Genomic DNA, 13,187 nt, shown 5'->3' with positions numbered 1-13,187 from the left:
CGAAACGGAAGGGCAGCGGCTCTTCCGTTTCTCTGTGAGGAGAGTTTATGAGACAACCACTACCATTTCCTTTAACAAAGGACAAAACTTTCTTTGAATCACTCAATGATTGGATCGGCGATGTGTTTTACGATGAGCTGCCTGAAAAAGGCTATGATTTGCGCGATGAGCAGATTTTCATGTCTTTCCAAATTGAACAGGCTTTGAAAGAAAAAGCGGTGCTGTTTGCGGAAGCCGGAGTAGGGACTGGGAAAACCATGGCTTATTTGCTTCCTGCAATCGCTTATGCACGCTATACCGGAAAACCGGCACTCATTTCATGTGCGGACGAAACGTTGATCGAGCAATTGGTCAAAAAAGGCGGGGACGTCGACCGTTTGAATGACCTGTTCGATTTGAACCTGGATGTCCGCCTGGCAAAATCACGTGACCAATATCTATGCCTCCAGCGTTTTGAAGGCGCAAAAAAACGCAGTGATGCTGATTTTCTGGACGATATCGAATTCAGCCTGCCGGAATTCGTCAACAAAACCTATTCCATGCAAAATACCTATCCTTACGGCGAACGCTCAAGCTATCCGGAAGTTACGGATGAAGAGTGGCAGCAGGTCAATTACCATCCGATCCAAAACTGCAATGCCTGCGATCTGCGCAATAAATGCGGGCAGACCATCCACCGCAACCATTACCGTCAGGCGACAGACCTTGTCATCTGCTCTCATGATTTCCTGATGGAGCATATTTGGACAAAAGAAGCACGCAAACGGGAAGGGCAGACGCCTTTGCTTCCGGAATTCTCGCAAATTGTTCTTGATGAAGGCCATTTGCTCGAATTCTCCGCACAGCGCGCACTGACTTACGAAGTGCAGGAAAGTACACTTCAAGATGTGACAGAAAGCATTCTTTCCGATGGCATGCGTGAAAAAACATTGAACATGATCGAGCAGACCATAGATCTCCACAATGAGTTTTTCCGTCTATTGCGCATCCATACCGTCGCAAGTACTGAAGACCGCAAAGCCATCGCGAAAGCTCCGGAATTAGTCGAAGTCGGCAAATTGCTGATTCGCCACATTGATTTGATGATGGAAGAATTCGTCTTTGAAGGCGAGCTTTTCACCATTCCTGAATACGAGCTGCGCTTGGCTGAAGAATATTTTGAGCAATACACCTTCTCGATGCGTTTGTTTGTAGAAGAAGGCGACGCGGTAACATGGCTGGAAATAAAAGATGAGATCGAGACATTGGTCATCATGCCGCGCCTCGTTACCGATATTTTGGACGAAAAACTGTTTGACGGAAAAATTCCGATCATTTTTTCTTCCGCTACCTTATCGATTCAAAAAGATTTCACTTATCTGTCTGATAGTCTCGGAATCGATAAATACCAATCATTTTCTGTTTCGTCTCCATTTGATTATGAAGACGTCATGAAAATCTTTAAACATCCACTGGAGCAGCAGCAGAAATTTGAACGTGTCTATGACCTGTTCAGCACGGGCGACCAATCGCTTGTTTTGTTTACTTCAAAAATGGAGATGGACAATTTCAAGAAATCTTTGCCGCTGGATCATCAATACACCATTGAATTCGAAGGAGATCGTGAGCTGTCGACGGTCGTCAAAGAATTTCAGGAAGGCAAATTCCAGATTTTGTGTTCGTATCATTTATGGGAAGGTTTGGATCTGCCTGGTGAAGCTTTGACGAAAGTCATCATCGTGGATCTGCCGTTCCCTCCGAAGGATCCTGTTTTTGATGCCAAACGCAAGTTCAGCAACAACCCGTTGGAAGAGATCGATTTGCCGTTCATGCAGCTGCGTATCCAGCAAGGAATAGGCCGCCTGATCCGTACTTCGAAGGATTACGGCGAAATTCATCTATTGCTGAATGAAGACGAACTGCGCGTAGAACATTTATGGGAAACAATTCTGCCGGTCCCTGCTGAAAACTTTTAAGCTGTTGGTTTTGTTGTGATACAATAGTCTCATCAAGCATTGGGGGGATTTAAGTGTCACTCGAAAAACAGTTTACCGAGCATTTCAGCAAGATCAAAGGCTATGAAGAAGCAATTGCATTATTGTATTGGGATTTGCGGACAGGTGCACCCAAAAAAGGCGTAGAACTACGCTCTGAGAGCATCGGTACGTTGTCTGCAGAAGTATTCAATTTATCGACTTCAGATGAGTTTGGCGAACTGCTTTCTTCTTTAGAAGAAAATCAGGCAACACTGGATCCTTATATCCGCCGTTCCGTAGAAGAAGCGCGTAAAGAATACGATTTGAGCAAAAAAGTCCCTCCTGAAGAATACAAGAAATTCATCATTTTGAAGTCCAAAGCGGAATCGGTCTGGGAAACTGCCAAAGATGCTTCGGATTTCTCAATGTTCCTTCCTTATTTAGAGGACTTGGTGAGCAGCACGAAAAAAATGATCGGCTATTGGGGCGAGAAAAATGGCAGCCCTTATAATACGTTGCTCGATCAGTATGAACCGGGCATGACGACAGAGATTTTAGATGAAGTCTTCGGCAAATTGCGTAACCGCATCGTGCCGTTGGTGCAAAAAATTGCCGCTTCACCGAATAAACCCGAAACGGCATTTCTCTATGAGCATTTCCCGAAAGAAGCACAGGAGGATTTCAGCCGTCAAATGCTGGAACAGCTAGGCTACGATTTCGAAGCAGGCAGATTGGATGAAACGGTTCACCCATTCATGATTTCGATCAACCGCCAGGATATCCGGGTAACGACCAAGTACGACGAAGGCGATTTCCGCAATGCGGTATTCGGCACCATTCATGAAGGCGGACATGCCATGTATGAACAGAACTTGGGCGAAGCGTTGGCTGGCTTGCCGATTGAAACGGGCGCATCAATGGGGATCCATGAATCACAGTCTTTGTTCTGTGAGAATTTTATCGGCCGCAACGAACATTTCTGGCAAAACAACTTTAATTTATTGAAGGAGTACGCACCTAAGCAGTTTGCTGATGTGGAACTGGCGGATTACGTGCGGGCCATCAATGAATCAAAACCATCATTGATCCGCATCGAAGCAGACGAATTGTCGTACGCATTGCATATCATGGTGCGCTACGAGCTCGAAAAAGGTTTGTTTGATGGAGATTTACAGGTTCGTGACTTGCCGCAGCTATGGAACGATAAATACGAAGAGTATTTGGGTGTCCGGCCTTCGAATGACGCAGAAGGTGTACTGCAGGATGTCCATTGGGCTGGCGCGAGCTTCGGCTACTTCCCTTCTTATGCACTTGGCTATATGTACGCAGCCCAGTTCAAGGATGCCATGCTGAAAGACTTGCCGAATTTTGATGAGTTATTGGCAGAGCGGAACGTCAAACCGATCCGTGAATGGTTAAGCAAAAACATCCATCATCATGGGGCGTTTAAAAAACCATTGGAAATCCTCAAGGAAGTTACGGGAGAAGGATTAAACCCGGATTACTTGGCAGATTACCTGGAAGAGAAGTATTCGAAGATTTACCAATTGGATAAATAACCAACGAGCTACCGTGAAATTCACGGTGGCTTTGTTTAATTTATAAGACAATTGCCGAATTGTTTGATTATAATAGGAGCGGAGGCGATAAAAGATGTTGAAATCATTCAGTTTAGACGGCAAGACAGCAATTGTCACAGGTGCAGGCAAAGGCATCGGAAAAGCGATCGCCATGGCGCTGGCAGAAGCTGGAGCTAATGTTATGCTGGTGGCACGCACCGAATCGGACCTGCAACAGACCCAGCAGGAAATCGGCAACGGCCGCACCGCATACATACGTACAGATATTACTAAGCGCAGTGACATCCAGGCAGCGGTAGAGAAAACGATGGATCAGTTTGGAGCGATTGACATTCTGGTGAATAATGCCGGAATGAATATCCGTTCTTCTCTGACGGATGCAACCGATGGGGAATGGCATCAAATTATGGACACAAACGCGCAAAGCGTTTTTATGTTTTCACAGGAAGCGGTCAAAAAGATGGAAAGCGGCAGTTCCATCATCAATATTAGTTCAGTCGGCGGAGACCGTGCCTTGAAGACCGGCGTAATTTACGCTGCGTCAAAAGCAGCCATCATCCAAATGACCAAAGTGATGGCGATGGAATGGGGACCGAAGAATATCCGGGTCAACGCAATCGGGCCCTGGTATTTCAAAACGCCTTTAACGGAGAAGATTTTAAACGATCCCGAATACCTGGATTCGATACTGGCAGTGACGCCGATGAAACGTGTCGGGGAATTGCCCGAAGTGGCTTCGCCCGTCGTATTTCTGGCTTCAGACGCAGCGAGTTATATTACAGGGCAGACGCTTTTCGTCGATGGCGGCATGTCCATACACGGGTTTTCATAAGAATACGGACTTCCTTCCCAATTTCGGGAAGGAAGTTTTTCGTTCTCCATTAAAAATGATATGATAGAGAACAGTAAGCGGAGAAGGAGATTTCTAAATGACAGTTCTGGATCATAAAAAAGAATTACTTGAAACGGCGCATCTCTATAAGATCTTCAAAGACAATGAAGATACTGAGCGTGAAGCGAAAGCCCATTTATTTGCGAAGAAAATTCTGAAGAACAATTTCATCATCGGTTTTGCCGGACATTTTTCATCCGGTAAGTCATCCATGATCAACGCGCTGACTGGAGAGACTCTTTTGCCGTCGAGTCCGATACCAACCAGTGCCAATATCGTCAATGTCCAGAAAGCGGATACGGATTTCGCCATCGTCAATATGCGCAACGAAAAGCCTGTCTACTTTCCCGAGAATTATGATTTTAACGCCGTCAAGGAATTCTGCAAAAGCGGGGATGTTACTCAAATCGATATTGGCCACCAAGCATCGGTCTTGCCTAAAGGCATCACTGTAATGGACACGCCAGGTGTCGATTCAACGGATGACGCCCACCGCCTGTCGACAGAGTCGGCACTGCACGTTGCGGATATGGTCTTTTATGTCATGGATTATAACCATGTTCAGTCCGAATTGAATTTCAATTTCACGAAAGAATTGCAGAAATACACGGAGCTGTATTTGATTGTCAATCAAATCGATAAACACCAAAGCAGTGAAATGAGCTTTGCGGATTTCCAGCAATCGGTCTATGACTCGTTTGCGGCATGGGGAGTCGTTCCAAAAGTCATCTTCTTCACGTCCTTGAAGGATTTCGATTTTCCGGGCAATGATTTTGAGAAGGTCAAGGGCTTGGTGTCTTCGACTATGCAGGATTGGAAAGGCCATATCGGCGAAGCTTCTGATTCAGCTTTGAGCCAATTGAAGGATGAACACATCAAGTTTTTGGAAGATGAAAAAGCAGAGCGTCTTCAGGCGTTTTCCGATACACTCGATCCGGAAGAATGGGAAATGCGTGAAGACCTAAAAAATGAAAATGCATTGGTGTCCCGCCGGATGTCTGTTCAGGACTTCGAAAACTGGCAAGCCAAGTTCGAGAAGAGCCGCAAAGAACTGCTGGAAAACTCGAATATCATGCCTTATGAATTGCGCAGCGCCTTGACCAGCTACTTGGAGTCGGTGCAGCCGAATTTTAAAGTCGGCATGCTGTTCAGCGGAAAAAAGACAGAAGAAGAACGGCAGAAGCGGAAACTGGATGTGGCTGAACGGCTGGAACTGACTGTTTCCTCTCAGATCACCAACCATTTGAAAAAATTGATGAAGTCTTCATTGAAGGATGCCGGAATATTGACCGATACTGAATCACTGGCAATTGATGATATGGTGTTTGAAGTGCCGGTTTCAGTCGTTGAAGAACAAACGCCAAAAGGTGCTTCCACAACTGGAGATGCCGTATTGAACTTTGCCAACAGCATTTCGACGGCTGTGCAGCGCTGGTTTATCCGTGAAACGGATGGCTGGAAAAAAGCACAGGAAGAAAAGTTCGAAGGTTTGACGGATGATGCCAATACAGAAATCGATATGAAATCACAAATCCTGTCTCGGAAAATATTGGCCATTGAAACGCTCGAAGAGATGGACAGCAAAATCGAAAAAGTGAAAAAATCTTATTCAGCCATATTGCCGAAGCAAAAAACGGCAGCCGAAGAAAAAGTGGATCAATGGTTGGAAGAATTTGAAGTCTCTATTGAAGAAATGACGGAATTCGATCCGGCTATGCTTGAAAAGAATGAGCAGCAGCAGGAAGTACAAGAGCAGCAGGAAGAAACGCTTGAAGTGGCGTCATTCGATGAAATGGCCGTACTGGAGCGTGCCAACCGGACTGCGGAAGTAATCGACCCGATTAAAGGTTTTGCTGAAACGGCTGCCTATTTGAAACGGAAAGCGGGACGTCTGGAAGGACAGGAATTCACGATCGCTTTATTCGGTGCGTTCAGTGCCGGAAAATCTTCGTTTTCAAATGCCTTGATGGGAGAAACGGTCTTGCCGGTATCACCAAACCCGACAACAGCCACCATCAACCGCATCCGGCCGGTTACGGAACAGCATCCGCACGAAACAGCGGATGTACGTTTGAAGACGCGTGCACAGATGACAGAAGATGTGAAAAACTCTTTCCATGTCCTGGGAGTGGAAATTTCCACATTGGAAGATGCGTATGCCAAGTCTTTAAAACTGCCGGAAAATACACCAACCGAGCAACAGGTTCATAAATCATTCATTACGGCTTTCAACAAAGGCTATCCTGTGTTTAAAGACCGCTTGGGCGAAACCATCCGTACAGACCGTGAAGAGTTTGGCTTGTATGTAGCAAAAGAAGAGAAAAGTTGTTTCGTTGATGAAATCGACTTTTACTATGATTGCGAACTGACGCGCAATGGTGTGACGCTCGTGGATACACCGGGAGCGGATTCCATCAATGCGCGGCATACCAATGTGGCGTTCGAATATATCCGCAATGCCGATGCCATCCTGTTCATCACGTACTATAACCATGCGTTTGCTCGAGCCGACCGGGAATTCCTGATTCAGCTTGGACGCGTCAAAGACGCTTTTGAAATGGATAAGATGTTCTTTGTCGTCAACGCTATCGACCTGGCTAACAACGAGCAGGAAAAAGATGCGGTCGTTACGTATGTAAAAGACGAGTTGCAGCGTTTTGGCATCCGTTTCCCACGATTGTTCGGCGTGTCCAGCCTTTTGGCACTGCGTGACCGGGAACATTCGGGAATGCCGGAGTTTGAGGAAGCGTTCCAGCATTTCCTGAAAGAAGAACTGAAAGGCATGGCGGTCCAGTCGCTTGCAGAAGAAGAGCAAAAAGCAGTGGACCGCTTCCGCAGCTTGATTGAACATACGGAAAAGAACCTGCTGCGTAAAGATGAACGCTTGGAGGAACTCAAGCAGTTGGAACAGCAGTTGCGCATCCTTTTCGGTGCATCGATCGCCAAACTATTGGAGCGTGAAGCTCTGCAGGAATTGGATGAATTGCTGTACTACGTCAACCAACGCGTCTTTTACCGTTTTAATGACTTTTTCAAGGAAGCATTCAATCCTTCTGTGTTTTCGAATAAATCCGCACAGCAGGCATTGGATACGGCTTTGCAGGATATGAATGAAATGACCGGTTTTGATTTCCAGCAGGAATTGCGTGTCACCAATTTCCGCCTTGGCCAGTTTATCGAAAAGAGGTTGGAATCGCGCTTCAAGGAAGATGCTGCCAAATTGAAAGAATTGAATCCCGACTTCTCGTTTACTCCATATGAAGTTCAGGAAGCCGGGACCCTGGAAATTGCCAAACCGTTCGTGGAGGTCGATTATTCTTCGGTGAAATCCTATTACAAGAACAATAAGAGCTTCTTCGAGAAGAATGAAAAAGAGAAGCTTCGTGATGCACTGCAGGCCATGATGGAACCGGATGCGTTGCGTTACCTGGAAAAAGAGAAGAAAGAACTGGGCAACTGGGCTGAATTTTGGATTGAGCAGGAAGCGGAAGGCTTGCGCCAGCATATCCTACGCCAGGCAGTCGACCAAATTGATTCAGAGCGTACTTTGCTGCAGCAATCCGAACGATTGGCACAATGGAAAGAGCTGTATTCAAATTTGATGGACGGAAGGGTGTAGACGATGTCAGTGTTTATTGAAACGACCGATACCGAAAACCATAAATGGATAGATGCACGATTCGATTTAAAAGATCCATCAGCAGGCAGAAAACTGTATGAGCTGGAGCATGTGGCAGGAGCAGTCTTTTGGGATCTGGAAAAAGACATGTCCGATATGTCATCTTCCAAAGGACGGCACCCAATGCCGTCAACTGAGCAATTGACTGGACTGATTCGAGCAAGCGGCTTGGACCCCAAGGATTCTGTTGTCATTTACGATCAAGGGGGCTCACCATATGCGGCGCGTGCCTGGTGGCTCTTAAAATATGCTGGGTTTGATCAGGTTTACATCAGCCAAAAAGGCTTTGATGAACTGAAAGAGCAGGGAATCGCCGTTTCTATTGAAATGCCGAATCCCCAGTCGACTGAGGCAAAAATCGAGTTCAAAGATGAACTTTTTGCTGACCAGACATACGTGAAAAATGTCATCAGCGGCGATGAGCTGGGTGTGCTGGTGGATGCACGTTCCGCCGCACGCTATGCAGGGCTGGAAGAACCGATTGATCCAGTGGCCGGGCGGATTCCAGGAGCACGGAATTTGGACTGGGCTCAATTTGTTTCCAAAGGGGAGTTCCAGCTGAATGAAGACATCAGCCACATCGTCCAGCAGCATGAGCCTGCAGTAGTTTATTGCGGCAGCGGCGTAACGGCAGCCGCTCTTTATGCCATCATGGCTGAAAAAGGCTATGATCAGCTGAAACTCTACATGGGCAGTTTTTCGGATTGGATTACAGACGCGGAGAACGTTGTCGAATTCGAGCGGGGCGAGCACCCTGAAGCAGCAGACGATCAAACAAAAGCGATATTAGCAAAATTGATCGAAGAAGGATATTCAGGCGAGATGCTCATGAAAAAGTTTGAATACGAAAAATCATTATTGGATAGCAAATAAGAAAATCCCCGACAGCTGTTTTAGCTGTGGGGGATTTTTGAATCATTCTTTCCGCTCTGCAGTACGTGTCAACAGTACACGGATAATCTGGTGGTTTTCCATCTCGCGTACGGTGATGGTATGGGTCGGCAAGTAAACCGATTCGCCTTCGGTGATGTCCGTGTTCTTTAATTGGATCCAGCCGCCTATAGTATCGACGTCTTCGCTGTCATCGAACTCGATGGCAAAACGCTCTTCCAAGTCTGATAACAGCACGCGGCCATTCAGTAAATAATTATTGATGTCGACGGCCTTGATCTCGTCGCGTTCGTCTTCATCAAATTCGTCGCGGATTTCTCCGACGATCTCTTCCAGAATATCTTCCATCGTGATGACACCGGCAGTTCCGCCGTATTCGTCAACGACAATCGCCATATGGACATGCTCTTTCTGCATTTTCAACAAGACATCCTGTATGGGGGCCATGTCATGCACGAAGGGGATATCGTGGACCACAAGACTGTCGTTCAAGTCCTGTTTATAAGTATAATTGGTCAGCATTTCCTTAACGTTGATGAAACCCAGGATGTCATCCTTATCCCCATGTTCGGTGACTGGGTAACGGGTGTACTGATGGTCACGTACAATCTCCATCAAATCGTCATGGCTCATCTCAAGCGAAATGGTCTCCATTTGTGTCCGCGGCAGCATGATGTCTTTTGCCAGCCGTTCGTCGAATGAGAAGATGTTCTGCATATACGATAATTCCGTTTGATTGATTTCACCGCTTTGGTAACTTTGCGTCATGATGATCTTCAGCTCTTCTTCCGAATGGGCCTGTTCATGCTCTGCCGGCTCAATGCCGAAAGCACGCAGCAACAAACGGGCAGAACCGTTCATCAGCCAGATGAACGGGGACAGGATGATGCCGAACAGAAAGAGCGGGCGGGCGAAGATAAAGGCCATTTTCTCAGCGTATTGAATCGCCAGAGTTTTCGGAGCCAATTCACCGATCACCACATGCAAAAAAGTAATAACGGTAAACGCGATGATAAAGGAAAAGATCGACGCAGTGGGCTCTTCGATTCCAAAGTTTTCAAAAACCGGATGCAGGATCCGTTCGACAGTCGGCTCACCCAACCAACCAAGGCCGAGTGCCGTCACTGTAATTCCCAATTGGCAAGCGGATAAATAATAATCCAGGTTGCTGGTGATTTTCTTCGTCAAGATGGCGTTTTTATTGCCTTCTGATACAAGTTGATCGATGCGGGACATCCTGACGCGAATAATTGAAAACTCCGATCCAACAAATAAAGCGGTCAGCCCGATTAAAAGAGCGACCAAAAACAAATTGAGAATGAGTATACTGTCCAATTCGTCCCTCCGACTGGGAGGGTTCACCTCTGCTTTCTATAAGTAAAAACAGTATACCATAAATGAAAGGCATCATGCTTTACGGAAAGTTGAGTGAAAAATTCAAATCAAACGTATTGAATGCCGAGGCGAATAAACTTATGATGGGAAGAGAGAAAAGGAGTGGTTAGATGAAAGTGCTATGGCATGGGGGAACGATTTATACAATGGAAGATGAAGGCGCTACTGCAGAAGCGGTATTAGTGTCTGATGATCGCATAGAGAAAATTGGTACATACAAGGAATTGAAGCAATTTGCAGAACGGGAAGTCGATTTGGGCGAGAAGGTTATGTACCCTGGATTTGCCGATAGCCACATGCATATGATCGGACACGGAGAAAAACTAATGCGTGTCGACTTGTCGAAGATCGAAAGTTCGGAGGAAATGCGTGAACAATTGATCGAATCCACAAAAGGCTTAGGAAAAGATGAGTGGTTTATTGGAGAAGGCTGGAATGAAAATAATTTTGCTGACCGCAAAATTTTCCATCGCTCTGAGCTTGATGAAATCAGTGAATCGCCGATGCTGCTGAAGCGGGTTTGCCGCCATGCCATCCTGGCCAATTCCAGTGCGTTGGCTCTTGCAGGCATCACCAAAGACAGTCAGGATCCAGAAGGCGGTGTGATCGTCCGTGATGCAGACGGCGAACCGACGGGTTACTTGCTGGATGCAGCTCAGGACCTTGTCGCCAACCAGGTGCCGGAAGTCAGCGTCGAATACTTGACGCGTGCCCTGCAAACATCAGTTGACAATTTGCTGTCGCTTGGCTTAACAGGTGCTCATACAGAAGACATGGGGTATTACGGCCATTATTCACGTCCATTGCAGGCCTTTAAAAATGTCATCGGCAACGAAGTGAAATTCCGTGCGCATCTGCTTAGAGCCCATAGTGCTTTTGAAGAGATGATGGAAAACGCCACATACGCAGAGCCGTTTGTCGACCCAGGCCCAATGAAAATCTTTTCGGATGGTTCGATCGGCGGCCGTACGGCATTGTTGAGCAAGCCGTATAATGATGATCCATCAACGGTCGGTGTTGCAATCCAGTCGGATGAAGAGTTCAAACGCTTGGTGTCGATTGCGCGGAAACACGGTGAAGCGGTAGCCATTCATGTTATCGGAGACCTGGGCCTGGAAATGGCATTGGATGCCATCGAAGCGCATCCGGTGCCTGCAGGCAAGCGAGATCGCCTGATCCATGCAATGGTGGTGCGAGAAGATCTAGTGGAGCGCATGAAGAAAATCAATGTGGCTTTGGATCTTCAGCCAAGCTTTGTGACATCCGACTTCCCTTGGGTCGTGGAGCGTCTTGGTGAAAGCCGTTTGGAATGGGCTTATGCGTGGAAAAAGCTTCTCAATCAAGGCTTGATTTGTGCTGGTGGATCAGATGCGCCGATTGAAGAAGTGGATCCGTGTCTGGGCATCTATGCGGCAGTTACGCGCAGAAAGCCTTACGATTTGCATGAAGGCTATCAGCCGGAAGAAAAACTGTCACGTTTTGAAGCCATTCAGCTTTATACAAGCGGCAGTGCGGCAGCGATTTACAAAGAAGACGTGCGCGGAATCATCCGGGAAGGCTTCGACGCCGATTTCACCGTTTTCGATCGAGACCTGTTCTTAGGAAATGAAGAACAGATTCTGGAGGCTCAGGCAGTCATGACTGTCGTTGCAGGAGAAATCATGTTCCAAAAGGGTGAAGAGAAATAATGGCAAAAGAAGCCTATATCATTACTGGTGCATCTAAAGGAATCGGTTTTGAATGGAGCCGCCAGCTCAATGCTGCGGGTCATGTAGTTATTGGAATTGCACGCACTGAGCCGGACAATTGGCCGGGAGGACATTTTTTGCCGTTTGACCTGACAAGGCTGGACGCGATCGAAGAAATTATTGCGCAAGCGTTGAACTTGATTCCTGGAGAAACGGAAACCATTGTCTTGGTGAATAACGCTGGAACGATTGAACCGATTGGGCTCGCACATACTAACGATGCCACTCAGGTCAGCCAAAGCATCGTCCTTAATTTGACAGCGCCAATGCTGCTATGCGGTGCTTTTATCAGGCAGCTGAAAAGCAATTCAGCTGATAAGAAAATTGTCAACACGTCTTCAGGAGCGGGGCGTAAAGTCTATGAAGGCTGGAGTGCTTATTGTGCCGGAAAAGCTGGACTCGATCATTTCAGTTCTTGTCTGGATGCGGAAAATGATGATGTAAAAGTGGTGTCGGTGGCACCGGGAATCATCGATACTGCCATGCAACAGACCATTCGCCAAAGTGAAGCTGCCGACTTTCCATTGATTGACAAGTTTCTTGACTACAAGGAAAGCGGACTGCTCAGCAGTCCGGAAGAAACGGCGCGTCTCTTGATGGAAATGACCCGCCGTCCAGATTTCAACGAATTGCCGACCATTTTGGACATCCGCAATCTACCGCAACCAGGAAAGGGGAGCTTGAATTGAGCAAAACACCGGAACACATCCTGATGAAGCTGGCTGATGCCAACCAAGCGGGAATTGATATGGACAGCCCGAAAGCCGTTGTTACGTTCTTGCTGGCACAAGGGGAAAAAGAATCCATTCTCTTTTTCTACAAACCGAACAGCGTCGAATTCGATTTCGACAAATACAAGGCAGCCGTAACGGAAATGAATGACTGCAAAAATTAAACTCCTGATCTAGGGTTCTTATAGTAGAAATTAACCGGGTGCTTGCAACGTGACAAAACATGTTGCAGGCATATTTTTATGGAGCGAAATAATTGTGGGGCTCTTGAAAAGCAGTCTTTTTGAATCGCATGGATGTTGCATCATTGCTTAAG

The 13,187-nt window shown here is 46.7% G+C and carries 9 protein-coding genes; 8 read left to right on the top strand and 1 reads right to left on the bottom strand.

Features of this window, described 5'->3' with window-relative positions:
- Nucleotides 1-47 precede the first annotated feature (47 nt).
- From QMA04_RS12100 to QMA04_RS12080, 5 genes are all read left to right on the top strand, one after another.
- Nucleotides 48-1,955, top strand: a complete 1,908-nt coding sequence (locus QMA04_RS12100; RefSeq protein WP_191714271.1) for an ATP-dependent DNA helicase — start codon at nucleotides 48-50, stop codon at nucleotides 1,953-1,955.
- 53 nt (nucleotides 1,956-2,008) lie between these two features.
- Nucleotides 2,009-3,514 (top strand): carboxypeptidase M32, encoded by a 1,506-nt coding sequence (locus QMA04_RS12095; protein ID WP_191714272.1) that lies wholly within the window; start codon nucleotides 2,009-2,011, stop codon nucleotides 3,512-3,514.
- Between the two features lie 94 nt (nucleotides 3,515-3,608).
- Nucleotides 3,609-4,367 carry an SDR family NAD(P)-dependent oxidoreductase gene (locus tag QMA04_RS12090; protein ID WP_191714273.1) on the top strand — a complete coding sequence of 253 codons (759 nt, stop codon included), beginning with the start codon at nucleotides 3,609-3,611 and terminating at the stop codon, nucleotides 4,365-4,367.
- 97 nt (nucleotides 4,368-4,464) lie between these two features.
- Nucleotides 4,465-8,046 (top strand): dynamin family protein, encoded by a 3,582-nt coding sequence (locus QMA04_RS12085; RefSeq protein WP_290186035.1) that lies wholly within the window; start codon nucleotides 4,465-4,467, stop codon nucleotides 8,044-8,046.
- Nucleotides 8,047-8,049: 3 nt separating this feature from the next.
- Nucleotides 8,050-8,979, top strand: coding sequence for a sulfurtransferase (locus tag QMA04_RS12080; RefSeq protein ID WP_290186033.1), 930 nt, complete (start codon nucleotides 8,050-8,052; stop codon nucleotides 8,977-8,979).
- A gap of 42 nt (nucleotides 8,980-9,021) precedes the next feature.
- Here QMA04_RS12080 and QMA04_RS12075 read toward each other — a convergent pair whose 3' ends face one another.
- On the bottom strand, nucleotides 9,022-10,332 hold the full coding sequence (locus QMA04_RS12075) for a hemolysin family protein (protein ID WP_290186031.1): 1,311 nt from the start codon (nucleotides 10,330-10,332) through the stop codon (nucleotides 9,022-9,024).
- A 170-nt stretch (nucleotides 10,333-10,502) separates the two neighbouring features.
- Here QMA04_RS12075 and QMA04_RS12070 point away from each other — a divergent pair, with 170 nt between their 5' ends.
- Genes QMA04_RS12070 through QMA04_RS12060 form a run of 3 tightly spaced genes read left to right on the top strand, consistent with a single transcriptional unit; the run spans nucleotide 10,503 to nucleotide 13,035 of the window.
- A complete protein-coding gene (locus tag QMA04_RS12070) occupies nucleotides 10,503-12,080 on the top strand; it encodes an amidohydrolase (protein WP_290186029.1) in 1,578 nt (525 codons plus the stop codon).
- Complete coding sequence (locus tag QMA04_RS12065; protein ID WP_191714278.1) at nucleotides 12,080-12,829, top strand: SDR family NAD(P)-dependent oxidoreductase; 750 nt, start codon at nucleotides 12,080-12,082, stop codon at nucleotides 12,827-12,829. The genes QMA04_RS12070 and QMA04_RS12065 overlap by 1 nt, the downstream gene beginning before the upstream one ends.
- A complete protein-coding gene (locus QMA04_RS12060; RefSeq protein WP_191714279.1) occupies nucleotides 12,826-13,035 on the top strand; it encodes a hypothetical protein in 210 nt (69 codons plus the stop codon). The genes QMA04_RS12065 and QMA04_RS12060 overlap by 4 nt, the downstream gene beginning before the upstream one ends.
- Nucleotides 13,036-13,187: the final 152 nt, after the last annotated feature.

This window comes from Planococcus sp. APC 3900 (genome assembly GCF_030407735.1).
GTDB classification, from domain to species: Bacteria; Bacillota; Bacilli; order Bacillales_A; family Planococcaceae; genus Planococcus; species Planococcus notacanthi.
The sequence above is the reverse complement of the archived record's forward strand: the minus strand, read 5'-3'. Positions and strand labels throughout refer to the sequence as shown.